The sequence below is a fragment of the Caballeronia temeraria genome, from assembly GCF_001544795.2.
Lineage (GTDB): Bacteria > Pseudomonadota > Gammaproteobacteria > Burkholderiales > Burkholderiaceae > Caballeronia > Caballeronia temeraria.
The window spans coordinates 135,833-158,267 of record NZ_FCOI02000014.1; the positions used below are offsets into that span (position 1 = coordinate 135,833).

Genomic DNA, 22,435 nt, shown 5'->3' on the forward strand with positions numbered 1-22,435 from the left:
CGGATTTTCGGGTATTCGGGTACAAAAAAAGGGCGCAACATTTGTCGCGCCCTATTGTTCTTCTGTGTGGCGAGTGTTCGACTCAACCGCGCGGCTTAGCCGAGCTCTTTCACCAGTTCCGGCACGACCGAGAACAGATCGCCGACGAGACCGTAATCGGCCACGCTGAAGATCGGCGCTTCGGGGTCCTTGTTGATCGCGACGATGACCTTCGAGTCCTTCATGCCGGCCAGATGCTGGATCGCGCCCGAGATGCCGACCGCCACGTACAGTTGCGGCGCGACGATCTTGCCGGTTTGACCGACCTGGAAGTCGTTCGGGACGTAGCCCGCATCGACTGCCGCGCGCGATGCGCCGAGCGCCGCGCCGAGCTTGTCCGCGAGCGGTTCGAGCGTCTTCGTGTAGTTTTCACCGCTGCCGAGACCCCGGCCACCCGACACGATGATGTGCGCGCTCGTCAGTTCCGGACGATCGAGCTTGGTGACTTCGCGGCTCACGAACGACGAAATGCCCGCGTCCGCTGCGGCGTCGATCTTCTCGACCGATGCGCTGCCGCCTTCCGCCGCCACCGGATCGAAGCCCGTCGCACGCACGGTGATGACCTTGATCGGATCGCTCGATTGAACCGTTGCAATCGCGTTGCCGGCGTAGATCGGGCGCTCGAACGTGTCGGCGCTGTCGACGGCGGTGATATCGCTGATTTGCGCGACATCCAGATGCGCTGCGATACGCGGCGCGATGTTCTTACCATAAGCGGTTGCCGGAGCCAGAATGTGCGAATAATCCTTCGCGATGTTCAGCACCGTGCCTTCGACGTTTTCAGCGAGGCCATCGGCAAGCTGAGGCGCATCGGCGAGCAGCACTTTGCTGACGCCCGCGATCTTCGCCGCCGCATCCGCCGCGCCCTGCGCGTTCGAGCCCGCGACCAGCACATGCACGTCGCCACCGATCTTCGATGCCGCCGCAACCGTGTTCAGCGTCGCTGCCTTGATCGACGCGTTATCGTGTTCCGCAATTACCAGGATCGTCATTTTCTCGCGTCTCCTTTACAGCACCTTGGCTTCGGTCTTGAGCTTCTCGACCAGCGTCTTCACGTCGGGCACCATGATGCCCGCGCTGCGCTTCGGCGGCTCGACGACTTTCAGCGTCTTCAGGCGCGGCGCGACGTCGACGCCCAGATCGGCGGGCTTCACCGTCGTCAGCGGCTTCTTCTTCGCCTTCATGATGTTCGGCAGCGTCACATAACGCGGCTCGTTCAGGCGCAGGTCCGTGGTCACGACTGCCGGCAGCTTCAGCGACAGCGTTTCCGCGCCGCCATCGACTTCGCGCGACACCGTGGCTTTGCCATCGGCAACGACGACCTTCGATGCGAACGTCGCTTGCGGCAAACCGGCTAGCGCGGCCAGCATCTGACCGGTCTGGTTCGAATCGTCGTCGATGGCCTGCTTGCCGAGAATGATCAGCTCAGGCTTTTCCTGATCGACCAGCGCCTTCAGAATCTTCGCGACCGCCAGCGGCTGAAGGTCATCGGCGGATTCGACGAGAATCGCGCGATCCGCGCCGATAGCCAACGCCGTGCGCAGCGTTTCCTGACACTGCGTCACGCCGCACGACACGGCGATCACTTCCGTAGCAACACCCGCTTCCCTCAGACGCACCGCCTCTTCCACGGCGATTTCGTCGAACGGGTTCATCGACATCTTCACGTTGGCGATATCGACGCCCGTGTTGTCCGACTTCACACGGACCTTCACGTTGTAGTCGACCACGCGCTTGACTGGCACCAGAATTTTCATGCACACGCTCCAAAGTTACGATTACGTCAACCCAGCGCCATTATACGAGCGACGCGTCAGAACACCCCTCCAAAAGCGGGTGGGGTTGGTCATCGTGCAATAGATATGAGCCGAATTTAATCGAACGATCGTGCTTTTTATATTCACGAAAACCCGAACCCGGCTATGAAAACACCGTGAAAACGATTACCAGGCGGTAATCACCGCGCCGGCATATTTGCCTTCGACGAACTGCTTCACTTCGGGCGAGTGATACGCCGCAACGAGCTTGGCGACCCACGGCTTGTCCTTGTCGGCCGCGCGGATCGCGATGATGTTCACGTACGGACCGTGCGGATCTTCGATCGCAATCGCATCCGACTTCGGCTTCAGCCCCGCTTCCATCGCGAAGTTCGTGTTGATGGCGGCGGCATCGACGTCGTCGAGCGAGCGCGGAATCTGCGCCGCGTCGAGCTCGACGATCTTCAGCTTCTTCGGGTTCTCGACGATATCCAGCGGCGTCGCCTTGAGGCCCGCATCCGCGCGCAGCTTGATCAGACCTTGCTTCTGCAGCAGCAGCAACGCGCGGCCGCCGTTGGTCGGATCGTTCGGCACCGCGATGCGCGCGCCGTTGCCGAGCGCCGACAGCGACTTCAGCTTCTTCGAATAGATGCCCATCGGGAACGTCACCGTATCGGCGATCTTGATGAGCTTGTAGCCGCGATCCTTCACCTGCGCGTCGAGATACGGCAGATGCTGATAGCTGTTCGCGTCGAGATCGCCGGCGGCGAGCGCGGCGTTCGGCTGCACGTAATCCGAAAACTCGACGACCGTGATCTTCAGGCCGTTCTTCGCGGCGACCTGCTTCACCACGTCCATGATCTGCGCGTGCGGGCCGCCGGTGACGCCCATCTTGATCGCGTCTTCAGCGTGGGCCACGCCATTGAACAGCGTTGCGCTCAAAAGCGCGGCGGCGAACTTCAGAATGTATCGACGTTGCATGGTTTCTTGAGTGGTTATTTGTGGCTGAGACGACGAACGAGCCAGTCGCCGAACGACTGAACGAGCTGCACGAACACGATGAGAATCACGACGACGGTAATCATCACTTCGGGCAGGAAGCGCTGATAACCATAGCGGATGCCGAGATCGCCGAGACCGCCGCCGCCGATCGCGCCCGCCATCGCCGAATAGCCGACGAGCGACACGAAGGTGATCGTCAACCCGGCGACGACGCCCGGCAGCGATTCCGGCAACAGCACCTTGAACACGATCTGCGATGTCGTCGCGCCCATCGCCTGCGCGGCTTCGATCAGCCCGCGATCCACTTCGCGCAGCGCGGTCTCGACGAGCCGCGCGATGAACGGCGCAGCGGCGATGGTCGGCGGCACGACCGCGGCCGCGGTGCCGATCGACGAGCCGACGACGAGCCGCGTGAACGGAATCACCGCGACGAGAAGAATGATGAACGGCGTCGAGCGCACCGCATTGACGACGCCGCCGAGCACGCGATTCACGCCGATGTTCTGGAGCACGCCATCGCGGTCGGTCAGATAGAGCAGCACGCCGAGCGGCAAACCGACGGCCGCGCCGACGAGTCCCGAGATGCCGACCATGATCAGCGTTTCCCAGAACGACTGGACGAACATGTCGAACATTTCACTCAACATGGGACAACTCCTCCACCACGACGCCTTGCGAGCGCAAATAGTCGATCGCCTCGGCGATCTTCACCGGCTGGCCGCCCGCGAGCACCGCGAGCGACCCGAACGCCTGCCCCTGAATCTCGTCGATCTGGCCGTGCAGGATGTTGAAATCGAGTTCGTAGCGGCGGATCGTCTCGGAGAGAATCGGCTGATCGACGCCCGAACCCGTGAACGCGAGGCGCAGCAAATGGCCGCTGCCGGTCTTCAGACGCTCGGTGACGCGCGCCTTCAGTGCGGGCGGCAGTTCGTGCGCGATCACGTCGCCGATCAGCGCGCGCGTGACTTCGTGATGCGGCTGCATGAAGACATCGACGACCTTGCCCTCTTCCACCACGCGCCCGGCGTCGAGCACCGCGACGCGATCGCAGACCTGCTTGATCACTTCCATCTGATGCGTGATGAGCACGATCGTGAGCCCGAGCTCGCGATTGATCTTGCGCAGCAGATCGAGAATCGCACGCGTGGTTTCCGGATCGAGCGCGGACGTGGCCTCATCGGAAAGCAGGACTTTCGGCCTGCTCGCGAGCGCCCGCGCAATACCCACGCGCTGCTTCTGCCCGCCGCTGATCTGCGCGGGATACTTGTCCTTGTGCGTCGAGAGGCCGACGAGATCGAGCAGCGGCAAGACGGCCGCCTCGATCTCCGCGCGCTTCTTGCCGGCCAGTTCGAGCGGCAGCGCGACGTTGCCGTACACCGTGCGCGAACTCAGCAGATTGAAATGCTGAAAGATCATGCCGATGTCGCGGCGCGCCGCGCGCAGATCGTCCTTGCCGAGCGTCGTGAGATCGCGTCCGTCGACGATGACGTTGCCTTCGCTCGGCCGCGTCAGCAGATTGATGGTGCGCACCAGCGTGCTCTTGCCCGCGCCGCTGCGCCCGATGATGCCGAACACTTCGCCGGCGGGAATCGTCAGATTGACGTTGTGCAGCGCTTCGACCCAGCCTCGGGGCCCCGCGAAACGCTGCGAGAGATTGCGTATTTCGATCATGAAAATGCAAACGGCGGAAGGCTCGCCGGGTGAAAACGCACCCGCGCTGCCGGCCGCCGCTCGTTCTTAGCTGTTTGGTACCGTAAGGCCGCGATTTTACAGGACACGTTACATTCTGTTTAATAATGATTTCCGATCGGCTAATAACGCAGAGATATTTACACGCCATGTCACGCCACATTTATTCGACGAGCGCCGTCACGACGCGCGATGGCGTCGAACTGTTCCTGCATCGCTGGCAGCCCGCGCCGGACATCGAGTTGAAGGCGCGCATCGCGCTCGTGCACGGTTTGGGCGAGCACGCGGGACGTTACGACGCGCTCGCGATCGCGCTCAATGCGGCGGGGATCGAGCTGATCGGCATCGATCTGCGCGGACACGGGAAATCGTCGGGCGACCGGGCGTGGGTTCGCGTCTTCACCGACTATCTGCGCGACACCGACGTCCTGCTCGAAGCGTGCGTCGCGACGCCGCCCGTCGGCACGCCGTTATTTCTGATGGGCCACAGCATGGGCGGCACGGTCGCCGCGCTCTACGCCGCCGAGCGCGCGCAGGAAAGAAAGCTGGCCGGTCTGATCCTGTCGAGTGCGGCGTTGAAAATCGGCGCAGGCACGCCGCGCTGGAAGGCGAAGCTGAGCCGCATCGTGGGCACGGTCGCGCCGCGCATCGCCGCGTTCAGTATCGACCCGGCGTTGCTTTCGCGGGCGCCGGGCGTCGTCGAAGCGTACAAACGCGATCCGCTCGTGCTTCACGCGGCCGTTCCGGCGCGCACGGCCGCGCAGATTCTCGCCGGCATGGAGCGCGTAGCGGCGAAGCGCGGTGAGATCAAACTGCCGCTGCTCGTCTTTCACGGCAGCGCGGACGCGATCTGCGATCCCGCCGGCAGCCGCGAATTCGAAGCGAACACGGGATCGACCGACAGCACGCTCATGATCCACGAAGGCAGCGCCCACGAAACGCTCAACGATCTCGACCGCGAGCGCGTGATCCGCGAGCTGATCGACTGGACGCTGGTGCGGGCCGACTACGCGCGTGCGCACGCCTTCGGCTAGATTTCCGCCAGCACCCGCAGATGCGCGACGACGCTGCGTCCGAGCGCCGACAGGTTATAGCCGCCTTCGAGGCAACTCACGATGCGCCCTTGCGCGTGACGCTTCGCCACGCCGCGAATCTGCTCGGTGATCCACGCGTAGTCGTCCTCGACGAGACCCATGTTCGCCATGTCGTCTTCGCGATGCGCATCGAAACCGGCCGAGACGAAGATCATCTGCGGCTTGAATTCTTCGAGCCGCGGCAGCCACATCAAATCGACGACCTCGCGCACCTGCATGCCCTTCGTGCGCGCGGCGAGCGGCACGTTGACCATGTTCGCCGCGTGATTGTCGGCGCCGGAAAACGGATAGAACGGATGCTGGAAGAAGCTGCACATCAGCACGCGCGAGTCGCCGCTGAACGCGGCTTCGGTGCCGTTGCCATGATGCACGTCAAAATCGACGATCGCGACGCGCTGCAGGCCGTGCACCTCGAGCGCATGGCGCGCGGCGATCGCGACATTGTTGAAGAGGCAGAAGCCCATCGCGCGCGCGGGCTCCGCGTGATGGCCCGGCGGCCGGATGCTGCAGAACGCGTTGTCGTACCGCCCTTCGATGACCGCATCGGTGGCCGCGACCGCCGCGCCCGCCGCGCGCAAGGCCGCGCGATACGACTGGGGGCACATCGAGGTATCGGGATCGAGCTCGCTTCTGCCCGATTCCGGCGTGCGGCTCTTGATGTAGTCGATATGCGCCTGCGTATGCACGCGCGCGAGATCGGCTTCGTCGGCGAGCGGCGCTTCCTCGCGCTCGATGAGCGAATCGATGCGGCTCGCGATCAGTTGATCTTCGATCGCCTGCAGGCGCGCCGGACATTCGGGATGCCATTGGCCGTTGTCGTGCTGGAGGCAATCGGGGTGCGAATAAAAGCCGGTGGCCATGATGTCTCGCAATGCCGCTTTTCGTCGGCTCTCGTCTCGTATTTTTTCGTCATACGCGACCACGCGTCGCGCAATTGACGTTAAGTTACCACACCGTTCGATGCGGCCGCCCGCGCCCGGACACATGGCCGATATGGCCGCGAAGCGTCGGTTATACTGCCCCGACGCCTTGCCGGCCGAGCGATTGCGCGCGGCATGTTGCAGGCTGTTGCGTTCCGTTGAGAATCGTTGCGATCGATTCAACTTCACAGGCGTTTTGGCCGCTCGCGCATCCGGCATCGCCCCAACCGCCCCAACCACGCACACTATGACTTTCCCGTTTGCTCCGTTTCACTTCACGGCTCCATCCCGGCCGGCAAAGCGCGCACTCCTTGCTTCCCTCGTTTGCGCCCTCGGCTTCTTCTCCGGCAACAGCACTTTTGCGCAGTCGCAGCAACCGCAGGCCGCGACGCCGCAAGGGCAGGTGTTCGAAGAAGAGATCGTGCCGCAGCGTTACGCGAACAATCCGAATGTCGATGCGTTCATTAACGACATGGTCGCGCGCTACGACTTCGATTCGTCGGCGCTGCACGACCTGTTTGCCCGCGTGAGTTATTCGGCGACCGCGGCGAAGCTGGTGCTTCCGTCGCCCACGCCGCAGGCGAAGAACTGGCGCGCGTATCAGGCGCGTTTCATCGAGCCGGTGCGCATCAACGCGGGCGTGAAGTTCTGGCGCGCGAATCAGGCGACACTGCAACGTGCCTCGGAGCAATTCGGCGTGCCGCCGGAAGTGATCGTCGGGATCATCGGCGTGGAGACGATCTACGGGAAGTACATGGGCAACTTCCGCGCGCTCGACGCGCTCACCACGCTCACGTTCGATTATCCGAACACGCCGAACCGCGCCGAGCGCATGGCGACGTTCCGCAAGAACCTTGAAGACCTGCTCGTGTGGACGCGCGATTCGCAGATCGACCCGACCACCGTGCTCGGTTCGTACACCGGCGCGATCGGCATTCCGCAGTTCCTGCCGAGCAGCATCGTGCAATACGCGGTCGATTTCGACGGCAACAGCCGCATCGATCTGCGCACGAGCCCGGCCGATGCCATCGGCAGCGTGGCGAACTATCTGAAGCAGAACGGCTGGGAGCCGGGCCGCCCGGTCGTGTGGCGCATTGCCGGCGATGCCGGCAGCCAGGGCATCGCGCAGGCGGCCGCGGACGGCTCGCCGGAGCCGAAGTGGTCGCTCGCGCAATTGACGAAGGCCGGCATGCTGCTCAACGAGCCGGGCGTGAACGTCGATGCCGAAGCGCCGACGCCGCTTACCGTCGTCGATCTGCCGACGCCCGGCCGCACGACCGAATACACGCTCGGGCTGAAGAACTTCTATGTGCTGACGCGCTACAACCGCAGCTTCTTCTACGCGCTCGCGGTGTACCAGCTCGGCGAAGCGGTAAAGGCGCGCATGATGGCGGGCGACGCGGGCGCGAACCCGCAGTAACGTTCAGCCACCGTCTCAAAAGAAAGACCCCGGCGAGCCGGGGTTTTCTCATTGTGCCTACGACATCCGCGGCATCACGCCGGGAACACGCCCGTCGACAGATAGCGATCGCCGCGATCGCAGACGATGAACACGATCGTCGCGTTCTCCACCTGACGCGCGATACGCAGCGCGACTTCGCACGCGCCGCCCGACGAAATGCCCGCAAAAATGCCTTCGACCGAGGCGAGGCGCCGCGCCATGGATTCGGACGCCGCCTGACTCACGTTCTCGACGCGATCCACGCGACTGCGATCGAAAATTTTCGGCAGATACGCTTCCGGCCACTTGCGAATGCCCGGAATGCGCGAGCCCTCTTCCGGCTGCGCGCCGATGATCTCGATCTTCGGGTCCTGCTCTTTCAGATATTTCGACACGCCCATGATCGTGCCGGTCGTGCCCATCGACGACACGAAATGCGTGAGGCGGCCTTCCGTCTGACGCCACAGCTCGGGCCCGGTGCCTTCGTAGTGCGCGAGCGGATTGTCCGGATTCGCGAACTGATCGAGGATGATGCCTCGGCCGTCGCGCTGCATCTGATCGGCGAGATCGCGCGCGTATTCCATGCCGCCCGTCACCGGCGTCAGCACGATCTCCGCGCCATATGCCGCCATGCTCTGACGGCGCTCGATCGACAGATCTTCCGGCATCAGCAGCACCATCTTGTAGCCGCGCATCGCAGCGGCCATCGCAAGCGCGATGCCCGTATTGCCGCTCGTCGCTTCGATCAGCGTGTCGCCCGGCTTGATGCGGCCGCGCTCTTCAGCTTTCCTGATCATCGACAAAGCCGGACGATCCTTCACCGAGCCCGCCGGATTGTTGCCTTCGAGCTTGCCCAGCACGACGTTGTTGCGGCTGCGGATTTCATCGTCCACGATGCGAACGAGCTGCACGAGCGGCGTATTGCCGATCGTGTCTTCGATAGTCATGTAAGCCATATGCGGAGCCGATTCCATTCCCCACGGAATACACGTGTCGCCAGCGGGGATATTGATATAGGGATGCGTCGATTGTAGCCCACCGGTCCCGTCGATGCCGGCGCACCCCTGCTGCGCGGATGGATTGCCGAATCGAACTGTAAGCATGCGCGCGCGGCATGCGAACGCAAAAAGCCCCGCGGGGAGGCCGTCCACGGGGAGCCCAAACATCCGAGGGCTGAAGGAGATCGATGGCGCGCCGCGTACCAGGGCGCGCCCCGGGACTTGCGTTACTTCTTCACGACGACCGGTTTAGCCGACGCGGACGCCGAAACCGGCGTCGCGACAGCCGAGTTCGCGCCGCCCGGCGGTGCGGCGACGGCCGCGGTCTTGCTCGTTGCGCCGCCGATCGTCAGTCCTTCCGCTTCGAGCCGCTGGACGGTCTTGCCGCCCATGCCTTTCACGCGCGTGCTGAGATCGCTCGCGTCCTTGAACGGACCGTGCGCCTGACGTTCGTCGAGAATGGCTTTCGCCTTCGCCGGACCGATGCCCTTGATGCCGCGCAGCGCGTCGGTATTGGCGGTATTGACGTCGACGGCCGCGAACGCGCTACCGATGGAAAAAATGAGCGCGAACGCAGCGATCGACGAGAGTGCTTGCTTGAACATGACTGAGTCTCCGTGAAGAACCGGCTGGCACCAGCGCCAACCGTGAGACCCAGTTTAGAGAGGCGAGACGCGCGTTTATAGCTGGCCGAATAGCCAACGTACGTAGCGATCGACCCCTTCCTGAACCGTGAGAAACGAGGCGTCATAGCCCGCTGCGCGCAGCTTCGACTGATCCGCCTGCGTGAAGCATTGATACTTGCCGCGCAGCGCGTCCGGAAACGGCACATACTCGATCAGCCCGCGCTGCACGAGTTCCGCGAGCGACAGCGCCGCTTCGCCGTTCATCGCGCGCAACGAGTTCACGACCGTCGATGCGATGTCGTTGAACGGTTGCGCGCGTCCGGTGCCGAGATTGAAGATGCCCGACTTCTCCGGATGATCGAAGAAGAACAGGTTCACCTTCACGACATCTTCGACCGAAATGAAGTCGCGCGTCTGCTCGCCGGCTGCGTAACCGTTGTACTCGCCGAAGAGCTTGACCTTGCCTTCCGAGCGGAACTGGTTGAAGTTGTGGAACGCGACCGACGCCATGCGTCCCTTGTGCGTCTCGCGCGGGCCGTACACGTTGAAGTAGCGAAAGCCCGCGATCTGGCTCTGCGCCTTCGGCAGCACCTGCCGCACGATCTGATCGAAGAGGAACTTCGAATAGCCGTAGACGTTGAGCGGCTTCTCGACTTCGCGCTCCTCGACGAAACGGCTCGATCCGCCGTATGTCGCCGCCGACGACGCGTACAGGAACTGCGCGCCCTGCGCGAGGCACGCGTCCATCACGTCGCGGCTGTAGCGGAAGTTGTTGTCCATCATGTAGCGGCCGTCGGTCTCCATCGTGTCCGAACAGGCGCCTTCGTGGAACACCGCGCGCACGCGGCCGAAATCGCCGCGCTTGAAGCGCTCGACGAACTCGGTTTTGTCGAGGTAATCGTCGATCTCGCAATCGACGAGATTCTTGAACTTGTCGGCGCGCGTGAGGTTGTCGACCGCGATCACGCGGTTCTCGCCGCGCTCGTTGAGCGCCTTGACGATATTGCTGCCGATGAAGCCGGCCGCACCGGTAACGATGATGGTCATGGCGTGATATCAGGTAAGGTCAGGCGAAGAGTTCGTTGTAGTCGACGGTCGCCGTACCGAGCTTGCCCACGACGATGCCCGCCGCGCGGTTCGCATAGACGATCGAGTCGACGAGCGGCACGCCCGCGCCCAGCATGGTCGCGACCGTTGCGATGACGGTGTCGCCCGCGCCCGAGACATCATACACTTCGCGTGCTTCGGCCGACGTGTGCAGCACCCGGTTCTCGGTGAAGAGCGTCATGCCCTCCTCCGAGCGCGTGAGCAGCAGCGCGGAGAAATCGAGATCGGCGCGCAGCTTCGTTACGCGTTCCAGCAGGTCTTCCTCCGACTTCCATTGGCCGATCACTTCGCGCAGTTCCGCGCGGTTCGGCGTGATGAGCGTCGCGCCGCGATAACGGTCCCAGTCGTCGCCCTTCGGATCGACGAGCACGGGCTTTCCGGCGCGCTTCGCGTCGGCGATCATCTGCGTGACGTGCGTGAGGCCGCCCTTCGCATAGTCGGACATAAGGATCACGTCGTGCTGCGGCAGGATTTCCGTGAAGCGTTCGAGACACGCGCGCAGCACTTCATGGTTCGGCGTGTTCTCGAAATCGACGCGCAGCAGTTGCTGCTGACGCGACAGCACGCGCAGCTTGATGGTCGTGAGCAGCTCGGGATCGCGCTCGAGATGCGCCGCGACCTTGCTTTCGCCGAGTAGCTCGACGACGCGCTCGCCCGGCTCGTCATGCCCGACCACGCAGAGCAAGCCAGCCTGCGCCCCGAGCGCCGCCGCGTTGCGCGCGACGTTCGCCGCACCGCCGAGCCGGTCTTCCTTCCGCTGCACGTGAACGACCGGAACGGGCGCTTCGGGCGAGATGCGGTTGACGTCGCCGAACCAGTAGCGGTCGAGCATCACATCGCCGACCACCAGCACGCGCGCCGCTGAAATGCGCGCGAGCGGTACGACGGGAATATCGGTCCTAGCGGCTGCTGCCGTTGCGGTCGAGTTCGACATGGGGACGTCCTATTGCAAAGTAGTCGATGCCCATTTCGGCCATCGCTTCCGGTTCATACAGATTGCGGCCATCGAAGATCACCGGCGTCTTCAGCGCGCTCTTCAAGTGCCAGAAATCCGGGCTCTTGAATTCCTTCCATTCGGTCACGATGACGAGCGCATCCGCGCCCGTCAGCGCGTCTTGCTGCGTCGTCACGAGGTTCAGACGCTTGAAGTCGTCCGGGCGATCGGCGAGATCGAGCGCGAACACGCGCTGCGCCTCGTCGCGCGCGACGGGATCATAGCCGCGCACGGTGGCGCCGCGCGCCAGCAGCGACTCGATGATGCGCCGGCTCGACGCTTCGCGCATGTCGTCGGTATTGGGCTTGAACGCGAGACCCCACACGGCGAACGTGCGCCCGCGCAGGTCTTCGCCCATGCGCTTCACGATCTTGTTGACGAGCACTTCCTTCTGGTCGTGATTGACCGCCTCGACCGCTTCGAGCACGCGCAGCGTGTGGCCGTTCTCGCGCGCCGTTTGCGCGAGCGCCTGCACGTCCTTCGGGAAGCACGAGCCGCCGTAACCGCAGCCCGCATACAGGAAGTGATAGCCGATGCGCGGGTCCGAGCCCATGCCGCGCCGCACCGATTCGATATCGGCGCCGACCGTATCCGCGAGATTCGACAGATCGTTCATGAACGAGATGCGCGTCGCGAGCATCGCGTTGGCGGCGTATTTCGTGAATTCCGCCGAGCGCACGTCCATGTACAGCGTGCGTTCGTGATTGCGGTTGAACGGCGTGTAGAGGCGCTTCATCTTCTCGCGCGCGAGGTTGCCCGCGCGGTCGTCGTCGATGCCGATCACGATGCGATCCGGCCGCATGAAGTCGTCGACGGCCGCGCCTTCCTTCAGGAACTCGGGATTCGAGACGACCGAGAAGCCGTGCTTCTCCGAGCCCTCGAGCCCGCGCGCCTTCAGTTCTTCCTCGACGACACGCCTCACCTGCAGCGCCGTGCCGACCGGCACCGTCGATTTATCGACGATCACCTTGAAGCCGTTCGAATACTTGCCGATGTTGCGCGCCGCGGCAAGCACGTACTGCAGGTCGGCGGAACCGTCTTCGTCGGGCGGCGTGCCCACCGCGATGAACTGGATGTCGCCGTGCTCGACGCTCGCTTTCACGTCGGTGGAAAACTGGATGCGGCCCGCCGCGCGCGTGCGCCTGAGCATTTCCTGAAGGCCCGGCTCGTGGATCGGCACGCCGCCATTGTTGAGAATTTCGATCTTGCGCGGATCGACGTCCACGCAAAACACGTCATTGCCGATTTCGGCAAGGCACGCGCCGGTTACGAGACCGACGTAACCCGTGCCGACGATGGTCACTTTCATACGCTTTCCGGTTGTTCCTGAAATGCCGGTGGCGGAAGCGGCGCATTCACGCGCCGCCCGATGTCATGCTTGCCGCGCGAACTCAGGCCGAGCTCGTGATCGGCTCGACGCGACGCGGTGCGTACGTCTCCCAGCCGCTGCAGCCGGGGCATTGCCAATAGAATAGTCGTGCGCGGAATCCGCAAGTTTGACACGTATAGCGCGGCAGATTCTTAGTGCGCTGTTTCACCAGATTACGCATCAGTTCGAGTTCTCCGCGGCGCGGCTCCTCGGCCGTCGCTTCCTGCGCTTCGAGCAGCCGCGTCATGCCCGCGAGATTCGGCGCGCTTTGCATCTGCCTGCGCGCGAGTTCGTGCGCCGCCTCGAGACCGCGCAGTTCCTGGACGTGCTTGTAGGCGACATCGAGCAAATCGTTCGACGGATAACGCGTCGCGTAATCGATCAGCAGATCGACGCCTTCGTCCTTGCGCCCGAGCGCGCTGTACGCCTTCATCAGCTTCTCGGCGACGAGCGGCAGATACGCCTCGTTCTGCTCCTCGACGCGCTTCCAGTGCGCGATCGCGGCATCGACGTTGCCCGCGGCCGCTTCGACATCGCCCGCGAGAATGGTCGCGCGCACGTTATCTGGATTCGATGCCAGCGCGAGCTTCAGTTCGGCGCGCGCGCCGTCCGGGTTTTTGCGCTGCAACGCCTCCTGCGCGAGCTCGCAATGAAAATGCGCGATTTCCATATGCAGCGACGGCGCGCCCATCTTTTCGATCTGCTCGGCCGTCGTGATCGACTTCGGCCAGTCCTTCTCGATTTCGTAGATGGTCAGAAGCGCCCGCTGCGCGCCGAGCGAATAGTCGCCCGTGCCGAGCGACTTGAACGTTTCCTCCGCGCGGTCGAGCAAGCCCGCCTTCAGGAAGTCCTGTCCGAGCTCGTAGAGCGCGTGATCGCGTTCGGCGACCGGCAAGTCGGCCCGGCTCAACAGATTCTGATGCACGCGGATCGCGCGATCCGTTTCGCCACGGCGGCGAAACAGATTGCCGAGCGCGAAGTGCAGCTCGATGGTTTCGGGATCGAGCTTGGCGACTTCGATGAACGCATCGATCGCCTTGTCGTGTTGTTCGTTGAGGAGAAAATTGAGGCCGCGAAAGTACGAGCGCGGCAGGTTCGCATTTTCGGACAACAGCGCTTTCAAGTCATAGCGGGACGCCATCCACCCCAGCGCGAAAGCGACGGGAATGACGAGCAGCCACCAGAAGTCTAGATCCATGCGATTAGTCGTTGAATGTGAGGTGTCTGCTTGCGCGAAACATCAGATGAGCGGCGGCATCGGCGGTTCTTCCTTCACCACCGGCGTCTCGCGCGCGACACGCAGCTCGCGCTTCAGGCGGCCGTTTTCCATGCGCAGACGCACCCTCGCCGGCACCGCCGACACGAGCCCCGCGAGCAATCCGACGACGAAAAACGCCAGGCCGATGAGAATCAGCGGCGCCTGCCAGGCGTAGCCAGCGAGGAAGTTCAGCGTTGCGGTCTGGGTATTGGCGAGCGCCAGCACCAGGAGCAGCACGAATACCAGAACGCGGATCAGCCAGACGATGAATTTCATGTAGGGTCTCGCAAGAGCGGTTGCACCAGACGGCCCTTCCATTCTGGCCGGGCCTGCGCGGTTGAACACCCAGGTCAAAGTGACCGGTATTGTAATTGATGCACCGGAGCGCCGGCAGTCGCCAGGTCGCCGCAGAAATTTTTAGCAAACAACGCACCCGTCGCCCGGCTTTATCGATCGCAAAACGCCGCGCATAAAAAAAGCACCCCGAAGGGTGCTTTTCTGGTCGACTGCCTCGTTGGCCGACGCCGCGAACCGAAAATCCAGACGGATCATCAGTCACAATGCGCGCCGATCAGAGATCGTCCGCATCGTCGTCATTCGACTGCTTCAGCGGCTCGCCCGCGCGACCGTCCACGCGTTCGCGCAACTCCTTGCCCGGCTTGAAGTGCGGCACGAATTTCTCCGGCACCAGCACCTTCTCACCCGACTTGGGATTGCGCCCGACGCGCGACGGACGACGATTGAGCCCGAAGCTGCCGAAGCCGCGAATCTCGATGCGGTGACCGTTGGCCAGGGCCTCCGACATCGCATCGAGCATCGTCTTCACCGCGAAATCCGCATCCTTGAGGACAAGTTGCGGAAATCGCGACGCCAACTGGGCGACCAATTCCGATTTGGTCATTCTGCAGCTGTGCCGTTAAGGGCTTAGCTGTTCTGGCCGTCGAGCTTGGCCTTGAGCAGCGCGCCGAGGTTGGTCGTGCCGGTCGCGGCGGCGTTCGAGTCGCCCTGCAGGCTGCGCATGGCTTCCTGCTGCTCGGCCGAATCCTTCGCCTTGATCGACAGGTTGATGCCACGCGACTTGCGATCGATGTTGATGATCATCGCGTTGACCTTCTCGCCTTCCTTCAGCACGTTGCGCGCATCTTCCACGCGGTCTTGCGCGATTTCCGAAGCACGCAGGTAGCCTTCGACATCCGCCGTCAGCGTGACGACTGCACCCTTCGCGTCCACCGACTTCACGACGCCGTCGACGATTGCGCCCTTGTCGTTGATCGCGACGAAGTTGCTGAACGGGTCGCCTTCGAGCTGCTTGATGCCGAGCGAAATACGCTCCTTCTCGACGTCGATGCCCAGAACCACGGCTTCGACTTCGTCGCCCTTCTTGTACTTGCGGACGGCTTCTTCGCCGGTTTCCGACCACGACAGATCCGACAGGTGAACCAGACCGTCGATGCCGCCAGGCAGACCGATGAACACGCCGAAGTCGGTGATCGACTTGATGGCGCCGCTGATCTTGTCGCCCTTCTTGAAGTTGCGGCTGAAGTCATCCCACGGATTCGGCTTGCACTGCTTCATGCCGAGCGAGATACGGCGGCGGTCTTCGTCGATTTCGAGAACCATGACTTCGACTTCGTCGCCCAGCTGGACAACCTTCGACGGCGCGACGTTCTTGTTGGTCCAGTCCATTTCCGACACGTGGACGAGGCCTTCGATGCCCGATTCCACTTCGACGAATGCGCCGTAGTCGGTGATGTTCGTGACCTTGCCGAACAGGCGCGTGCCCGACGGGTAACGGCGCGAGATGCCTTCCCACGGATCGTCGCCGAGCTGCTTGATGCCGAGCGAAACGCGGTTCTTCTCTTGGTCGAACTTGAGGATCTTGGCGGTGACTTCCTGGCCAACCGACAGCACTTCCGACGGGTGACGCACGCGGCGCCATGCGATGTCGGTGATGTGCAGCAGGCCGTCGATGCCGCCGAGGTCCACGAACGCGCCGTAGTCGGTGATGTTCTTGACCACGCCTTCGACGATCGCGCCTTCCTTCAGCGTCTCGAGCAGCTTCGCGCGCTCTTCGCCCTGCGTCGCTTCGATGACCGCGCGGCGCGACAGCACCACGTTGTTACGCTTGCGATCGAGCTTGATGACGCGGAATTCGAGCGTCTTGCCTTCGTACGGCGTCGTGTCCTTGACCGGACGCGTGTCGACCAGCGAACCCGGCAGGAACGCGCGGATGCCGTTGACCATCACGGTCATGCCGCCCTTGACCTTGCCGGTGATCGTGCCGGTCACGAGTTCGTTGTTGTCCAGCGCCTTTTCCAGCGACAGCCACGAAGCGAGACGCTTCGCCTTGTCGCGCGACAGGATGGTGTCGCCATAGCCGTTTTCCAGCGCGTCGATCGCGACGGAAACGAAGTCGCCCGCCTGCACTTCCACTTCACCCGCGTCGTTCAGGAACTCTTCGAGCGGAATATAGGCTTCGGACTTGAGACCAGCGTTGACGACCACGAAGTTGTGGTCGACACGCACGACTTCGGCGGAAATCACTTCGCCGGCGCGCATGTCCTGCTTGGTCAGCGACTCTTCGAACAGAGCCGCAAAGGATTCGGTATTCGGGGTGGAGGTTTGCAGGTCGGACATAAAAATCTGTATTTGCACGGCTTTTGCGCGGTGGTTCCGAATGAACCGGCGGGTTTGACCCAAAAGCGCAACGCCATACGGGGTTAAGAGGTTTAACACACGCTCCGCTTCTGGCGGAGCACCTTACTGAACTACAAAAACTCACTACACGCGAACTTCGCTGTACCAGCCGATGATCCGTTCGACCGCTTGATCGATCGACAGACCGGAGGTGTCCAGCGTCTTCGCATCCGCAGCAGGCTTGAGCGGCGCGGCGCTCCGGTTCATGTCCCGGGCGTCGCGTGCGCGCAAATCACGCAGCAAGTCATCCATATTAGCAGAAAAACCTTTTTGCATCAATTGCTTATGCCGTCTGGCCGCGCGTGCCTCGACGCTCGCGGTCAAAAACACCTTCAGCGTGGCGTCCGGGAAGATCACGGTGCCCATGTCGCGGCCGTCGGCGACAAGGCCCGGGCGCTTGCGAAAGGCCCGCTGACGCGCGATAAGCGCCTGCCGCACTTCGGGATGCACGGCGATCGCGGAGGCGCGGTTGCCGATTTCTTCCTTGCGGATTTCGCCCGATACGTCCACGCCGTCGAGCTGCGCGCAGCCTTCGCGGAACGTGATATGGAGCGCTTCGACCAGTTTTGCAAGGCCGGGCGCGTCGTCAGCTTCGACCTCGTAGCGGAGGCTCGCGAGCGCCGCGAGCCGGTACAGCGCACCGCTGTCGAGCAGGTGAAAGCCGAGCGTCGCGGCGACGATTGCCGCGACCGTGCCCTTGCCCGATGCCGTCGGCCCGTCGATGGTGATTACAGGAGTGGGGTCGAAAGGACGGGTCGGTTTCATGGGTTCTTCGCGTTCTGGCCCGTTATTACGGTAGTTGAAGTCGATGGCATCGCGTTTCACGTCATGCCCTCACGAGCGTCGAGAAACGCTCGAAGTAGTCCGGGAAGGTCTTGTTCACGCACTTCGGATCGTTGATGCGCACCGGCACGCCGCCGAGACTCACGAGCGAGAAGCACATCGCCATGCGGTGATCGTCGTAGGTGTCGATCGCGGCGTCCGGCGTCAGTGCCGCCGGCGGCGTGACGACGAGATAGTCCGCGCCCTCTTCCACCGTCGCGCCGACCTTGCGCAGCTCGGTCGCCATCGCGGCGATGCGGTCGGTTTCCTTCACGCGCCAGCTCGCGATGTTACGCAGCGTCGTCGTGCCGCTTGCGAAAAGCGCGGCCACGGCAATCGTCATCGCGGCATCGGGGATCAGGTTGAAGTCCATGTCGATGGGCGCAAGCCTGCCGTCGTCCGACTCGACGCCGCGCACTTCGATCCAGTCCTCGCCCATCATCACGTTCGCGCCCATCCGATTCAGCGCATCCGCGAAACCGACGTCGCCCTGAATGCTCGAACGCCCTACGCCTTGCACGCGCACCGGCCCGTGTCCGATCGCACCCGCGGCCAGAAAATACGACGCCGACGACGCATCGCCTTCGACCATGATCGCGCCCGGCGACGTGTAGCTCACGCCGGCGGGAATCGTGAAGCGCGTCCAGCCGTCGCGCTCGACGCTCACGCCGAAGCGCTCCATCAAACGAATGGTGATGTCGATGTACGGCTTCGAGATAAGTTCGCCTTCGATCTCGATCGTAACGGGACCGTTACGGCCCTGCACGACCGGCAGGCTCATCAGCAGCGCGGTGAGAAACTGGCTCGACACGTCGCCGCGCACGCGAATCGGACGGTCGACAGCGATCTTCGCGGCGTGAATCCGGAGCGGCGGAAAGCCGTCGTTGAGTTCGTAATCGATCGCGGCGCCGATCTGGCGCAGCCCGTCGACGAGATCGCCGATCGGCCGCTCGTGCATGCGCGGCACGCCGTGCACGCGATACTCGCCGCCGTTCACGGCCAGCGCCGCGGTCAGCGGACGCACCGCCGTGCCCGCGTTGCCGAGAAACAGCTCCGCCGATTTCGACGGAAACGCGCCGCCCGTCCCGCCGACGATCACGCGCTCGCCCTCTTCACGCACGGCGACGCCGAGGTTCTTGAGCGCGGCGATCATCACGCGCGTGTCGTCGGAATCGAGCAGATTCGTGATGGACGTTTCGCCGTTCGCGAGCGCCGCGAGCAGCAGCACGCGGTTCGAAATGCTCTTCGAGCCGGGCAAGCGCACCGTGCCGGACGCGCGGGAGAAAGGTCCGAGATCGAGGTGTTCCATAGTGTGTCCTTGGTTCTTCGCAGATTACTTGGCGGCGATGTCGTTCGAAGGCTTGATGCCGCCGCGTTCCTGCCATTCTTTTCTCGCGACGCGCGAGCGCGCGAACGCCGCTTCGAGCGCCGCGCCATCCGACGCATCGATCGCCGCGCGAAAACGCGCGAGCACCGCGGTGTAATCGTCGAGCTCGGCGAGCAGCGCGGCGCGGTTCGCGAGACAGATATCGCGCCACATTTCCGGGCTCGATGCCGCGATACGCGTGAAATCGCGGAAACCGCCCGCGGCGAAGGAGAATTTCAGATCGGCGTCGGGCGTCTCGAGAATCTGGTCGACGAGCGCGAACGACAGCACATGCGGCAAATGACTCACCGACGCGAACACGCGATCGTGCTGCGCCTCGCTCATCTGACGCACGCACGCGCCGGTCGCGCGCCACATCGACGCGATGCGCTTGACGTCATCCGCCGCATTCTCGGGCAGCGGACACAGCACGACGTTGCGTTCGACGTACAACTCCGGCAATGCGGCCTCGACGCCGCTCGACTCACGCCCGGCGATCGGATGCCCCGGCACGAACTGCGCGGCACGCGCGCCGAGCGCGCGCTTCGCCGCCGCGACGACATCGGTTTTCGTGCTGCCGGCGTCGGTGACGATGGTCCGCGCGTCGAGAAACGGCGCGATGCGCGCGAGCAGCGGCTCGGTCTGCGCGACGGGCGCGGCGAGCAGCACGACGTCCGCGCCTTCGAGCGCTTTTGCCAGCGCGGTGTCGTCGTCGAGCGCGGCGGCTTCGTCGATCACGCCGAGTTCGAGCGCGCGTTCGACCGAAGCAGCCGAACGCCCCACGCCGACGATGCGGCCCGCGAGCCCGGCGCGCTCACGCAACGCGCGAGCGAGCGATCCGCCGATGAGACCGACGCCGAAAATAACCAGTTTGTCGAAAGAGAACACAGCCACGGGACATCGATAAAAACGCGTCGTGCGACGCGGATTGCACAGGAAGCGAACGGTTCAGCGCGCCCGCGGATACGAACCGAGGATCTTCAGGAACGCGGACTTGCGCCCGAGTTCGTCGAGCGCGGCGGCAACCGCGGCATCGTCGCGATGGCCTTCGATGTCGATATAAAAGTAGTACTCCCACGCGCCCGAGCGCGCCGGGCGCGATTCGAACCGCGTCATCGAGACGCCGTGCTTCGCGAGCGGCTCGAGCAGCTTGAACACTGCGCCGGACTCGTTCTTCACCGTGACGATGAGCGAAGTCTGATCGTGACCGCTCGAATCCGTCGGCTGCTTGCCGACGATCACGAAACGCGTGCGATTGTGCGGATCGTCCTGAATCATCGAGAACACGACGCCGAGACCGTAGTGCGTCGCGGCGCGATCGCCGGCGATGGCCGCGACCGTAGAATCCTCGACCGCCATGCGCGCGGCTTCCGCATTGCTCGACACCGCGTGGCGCTCCAGGTGCGGCGCGTTCGCGGAGAGCCAGCGCTGGCACTGCGCGAGCGCTTGCGGATGCGCGCATACGCGCTTCACGCCGTCGAGCGTGCCCGATGCCGTCAGCAGATTGTGATGGATCGGCAACGCGAGTTCGCCGCCGATCAAAAGCGAGGTCTGCAGCAGCAGATCCAGCGTGCGCGACACCGCGCCTTCCGCCGAATTCTCGACCGGCACGACGCCGTACTGCGCGGCGCCCGCTTCGACGGCGCGGAACACTTCGTCGATCGACGGGCACGGCACGCCCTGAATCGAATGCCCGAAGTATTCGAACATCGCCTGTTCGCTGTACGTGCCGACCGGCCCGAGAAACGCGGCGCTGATGGTCTGTTCGAGCGCGCGGCTCGCGGCCATGATCTCGCGCCAGATCGACGCGATCTGGTCGTCGGCGAGCGGGCCGTCGCTCATTTCCTGCAAACGCGCGATGACCTGCATCTCACGCTCCGGACGAAACACGGGCGCATTGAAATGCTTCTTCACCTCGCCGACTTCCAGCGCGACGGAAGCACGCTGATTCAGCAGCGCGATGAGTTGCGCGTCGAGCGCGTCGATGCGCTCACGCAGCGGTTTGAGTCTTGAATTGAGATCGTCGTCCATGCGGTGCTTGATGTTTGAAGCCAGGTTTAAGCGCTTTCGCGCTCGAATTCCTTCATGTAATCGACGAGCGCTTTGACGCCCTCGATCGGCACCGCGTTGTAGATCGATGCCCGCATGCCGCCGACGGACTTGTGGCCCTTCAGTTGCAACAGCCCGCGCGCCTTCGCGCCGGCCAGAAAATCGGTATTGCGCGATTCGTCGGCAAGGAAGAACGGCACGTTCATGCGCGAACGGTTCTGGCGCTCGACCTTGTTGACGTAGAAATCGCTGGAATCGATGGTGTCGTACAGCAGCTTCGCCTTTTCGACGTTGCGCGCCTCGATCGCCTTCAGGCCGCCCTGCTTCTTCAGCCACTTGAAGACGAGCCCGGCGATGTAGATCGCGTAGGTGGGCGGCGTGTTGTACATCGAGTTGTTCTCGGCGACGATCTTCCATTCGAACGCCGACGGACAAATGGCCAGCGCGCGGTCGAGCAGATCCTCGCGCACGATCACGACGGTCACGCCCGCCATGCCGATGTTCTTCTGCGCGCCGCCGAAGAGCACGCCGTATTTGGCGATGTCCATCGGGCGCGACAGGATGTGCGACGACGCATCCGCGACGAGCGGGATGTCGCCCAGATCGGGAATCTCGAAGGCTTCGACGCCGTCGATGGTTTCGTTGCTGCACAGATGCACGTAAGCCGGATCGTCCGACAGCTTCCATTCGCTGAAGGCCGGCACGCGCGTGAAGCCTGCTTCGGTCTTGCCGTTCGCCGCGAGATGCGGCGTGCAATACTTTTGCGCTTCCTTGAACGATTTCGTCGACCACGAACCGGTCACGACGAAGTCTGCGGTCTGCTTCTTGCCGAGCAGGTTCATCGGCACGATGGCGTTTTCGCCGATGCCGCCGCCCTGCAGAAACAGGATGCGATGCGACGCCGGCACATTCAGCAGCTCGCGCAGATCGGTGAGCGCCGCCTCGTGGATCGACATGAACTCCGCGCCGCGGTGGCTCATTTCCATCACGCTCATGCCGCTGCCTTGCCAGTCGAGCATTTCATCGGCTGCTTGCCTCAGGACTTCTTCTGGCATGGCGGCTGGGCCGGCGGAGAAATTGAACACGCGCATCTGGAGATCCCGGAAATTCTGATTCGACAGGCGCGAATTGCACGGCGAATGCAACGAAAACCGCGCCTTCACCGTTTCCACGCCCGAAAAAGAAATGGCTGCTTGCGCTCACGCGC

Annotated in this window: 22 protein-coding genes; 2 read left to right on the top strand and 20 right to left on the bottom strand. The window is 63.4% G+C overall.

Going from position 1 to position 22,435, the window contains the following annotated elements; translation table 11 throughout:
- Positions 1-95: 95 nt before the first annotated feature.
- The 5 genes from AWB76_RS20975 to AWB76_RS20995 form a co-directional block, all read right to left on the bottom strand.
- Complete coding sequence (locus AWB76_RS20975; protein ID WP_061162053.1) at positions 96-1,031, bottom strand: electron transfer flavoprotein subunit alpha/FixB family protein; 936 nt, start codon at positions 1,029-1,031, stop codon at positions 96-98.
- Positions 1,032-1,046: 15 nt separating this feature from the next.
- A complete protein-coding gene (locus tag AWB76_RS20980) occupies positions 1,047-1,796 on the bottom strand; it encodes an electron transfer flavoprotein subunit beta/FixA family protein (RefSeq protein WP_061162054.1) in 750 nt (249 codons plus the stop codon).
- 186 nt (positions 1,797-1,982) lie between these two features.
- Positions 1,983-2,777, bottom strand: coding sequence for a MetQ/NlpA family ABC transporter substrate-binding protein (locus AWB76_RS20985; RefSeq protein ID WP_061162055.1), 795 nt, complete (start codon positions 2,775-2,777; stop codon positions 1,983-1,985).
- Positions 2,778-2,791: 14 nt separating this feature from the next.
- A complete protein-coding gene (locus tag AWB76_RS20990; protein ID WP_061162056.1) occupies positions 2,792-3,445 on the bottom strand; it encodes a methionine ABC transporter permease in 654 nt (217 codons plus the stop codon).
- Positions 3,435-4,469 carry a methionine ABC transporter ATP-binding protein gene (locus tag AWB76_RS20995; RefSeq protein ID WP_061162057.1) on the bottom strand — a complete coding sequence of 345 codons (1,035 nt, stop codon included), beginning with the start codon at positions 4,467-4,469 and terminating at the stop codon, positions 3,435-3,437. Before AWB76_RS20995 ends, AWB76_RS20990 begins: the two co-directional genes overlap by 11 nt.
- A 167-nt stretch (positions 4,470-4,636) precedes the next feature.
- Here AWB76_RS20995 and AWB76_RS21000 point away from each other — a divergent pair, with 167 nt between their 5' ends.
- A complete protein-coding gene (locus AWB76_RS21000; protein ID WP_061162058.1) occupies positions 4,637-5,521 on the top strand; it encodes an alpha/beta hydrolase in 885 nt (294 codons plus the stop codon).
- On the opposite strand, the gene AWB76_RS21005 is transcribed toward AWB76_RS21000, so the two are convergent.
- Positions 5,518-6,441, bottom strand: a complete 924-nt coding sequence (locus AWB76_RS21005) for a histone deacetylase family protein (RefSeq protein ID WP_061162059.1) — start codon at positions 6,439-6,441, stop codon at positions 5,518-5,520. The genes AWB76_RS21000 and AWB76_RS21005 overlap by 4 nt on opposite strands.
- A 307-nt stretch (positions 6,442-6,748) precedes the next feature.
- On the opposite strand from AWB76_RS21005, the gene mltB reads away from it, so the two are divergent.
- Complete coding sequence (gene mltB, locus AWB76_RS21010; protein ID WP_061162060.1) at positions 6,749-7,921, top strand: lytic murein transglycosylase B; 1,173 nt, start codon at positions 6,749-6,751, stop codon at positions 7,919-7,921.
- A gap of 74 nt (positions 7,922-7,995) precedes the next feature.
- On the opposite strand, the gene cysM is transcribed toward mltB, so the two are convergent.
- The 14 genes from cysM to serC form a co-directional block, all read right to left on the bottom strand.
- A complete protein-coding gene (gene cysM, locus AWB76_RS21015; protein WP_061162111.1) occupies positions 7,996-8,898 on the bottom strand; it encodes a cysteine synthase CysM in 903 nt (300 codons plus the stop codon).
- Positions 8,899-9,167: 269 nt separating this feature from the next.
- The gene (locus AWB76_RS21020; RefSeq protein ID WP_061162061.1) at positions 9,168-9,545 is read right to left on the bottom strand and encodes a ComEA family DNA-binding protein; all 378 of its coding nucleotides are present in this window, start codon (positions 9,543-9,545) and stop codon (positions 9,168-9,170) included.
- A 75-nt stretch (positions 9,546-9,620) separates the two neighbouring features.
- A complete protein-coding gene (rfaD, locus tag AWB76_RS21025) occupies positions 9,621-10,613 on the bottom strand; it encodes an ADP-glyceromanno-heptose 6-epimerase (protein ID WP_061162062.1) in 993 nt (330 codons plus the stop codon).
- A gap of 19 nt (positions 10,614-10,632) precedes the next feature.
- Entirely contained in the window at positions 10,633-11,607 is a 975-nt protein-coding gene (gene rfaE1 / locus AWB76_RS21030) for a D-glycero-beta-D-manno-heptose-7-phosphate kinase (protein WP_061162063.1), read from the bottom strand.
- Positions 11,573-12,976, bottom strand: coding sequence for a UDP-glucose dehydrogenase family protein (locus AWB76_RS21035; protein WP_061162064.1), 1,404 nt, complete (start codon positions 12,974-12,976; stop codon positions 11,573-11,575). The genes rfaE1 and AWB76_RS21035 overlap by 35 nt, the downstream gene beginning before the upstream one ends.
- 82 nt (positions 12,977-13,058) lie before the next feature.
- Positions 13,059-14,234 (bottom strand): lipopolysaccharide assembly protein LapB, encoded by a 1,176-nt coding sequence (gene lapB, locus AWB76_RS21040; RefSeq protein ID WP_061162065.1) that lies wholly within the window; start codon positions 14,232-14,234, stop codon positions 13,059-13,061.
- 42 nt (positions 14,235-14,276) lie between these two features.
- Positions 14,277-14,570, bottom strand: coding sequence for a LapA family protein (locus AWB76_RS21045; RefSeq protein WP_061162066.1), 294 nt, complete (start codon positions 14,568-14,570; stop codon positions 14,277-14,279).
- A 295-nt stretch (positions 14,571-14,865) separates the two neighbouring features.
- Positions 14,866-15,195, bottom strand: coding sequence for an integration host factor subunit beta (locus AWB76_RS21050; RefSeq protein WP_061122718.1), 330 nt, complete (start codon positions 15,193-15,195; stop codon positions 14,866-14,868).
- Positions 15,196-15,218: 23 nt separating this feature from the next.
- The gene (gene rpsA / locus AWB76_RS21055) at positions 15,219-16,949 is read right to left on the bottom strand and encodes a 30S ribosomal protein S1 (protein WP_208606594.1); all 1,731 of its coding nucleotides are present in this window, start codon (positions 16,947-16,949) and stop codon (positions 15,219-15,221) included.
- 126 nt (positions 16,950-17,075) lie between these two features.
- Positions 17,076-17,756 (bottom strand): (d)CMP kinase, encoded by a 681-nt coding sequence (cmk, locus tag AWB76_RS21060; RefSeq protein WP_061162112.1) that lies wholly within the window; start codon positions 17,754-17,756, stop codon positions 17,076-17,078.
- 61 nt (positions 17,757-17,817) lie between these two features.
- On the bottom strand, positions 17,818-19,122 hold the full coding sequence (aroA, locus tag AWB76_RS42190; RefSeq protein WP_061162068.1) for a 3-phosphoshikimate 1-carboxyvinyltransferase: 1,305 nt from the start codon (positions 19,120-19,122) through the stop codon (positions 17,818-17,820).
- A gap of 24 nt (positions 19,123-19,146) precedes the next feature.
- Entirely contained in the window at positions 19,147-20,073 is a 927-nt protein-coding gene (locus AWB76_RS42195; protein ID WP_244173411.1) for a prephenate dehydrogenase, read from the bottom strand.
- Between the two features lie 54 nt (positions 20,074-20,127).
- The gene (gene pheA, locus AWB76_RS21075; RefSeq protein ID WP_061162070.1) at positions 20,128-21,210 is read right to left on the bottom strand and encodes a prephenate dehydratase; all 1,083 of its coding nucleotides are present in this window, start codon (positions 21,208-21,210) and stop codon (positions 20,128-20,130) included.
- Between the two features lie 26 nt (positions 21,211-21,236).
- On the bottom strand, positions 21,237-22,319 hold the full coding sequence (gene serC / locus AWB76_RS21080; RefSeq protein ID WP_061162113.1) for a 3-phosphoserine/phosphohydroxythreonine transaminase: 1,083 nt from the start codon (positions 22,317-22,319) through the stop codon (positions 21,237-21,239).
- Positions 22,320-22,435: the final 116 nt, after the last annotated feature.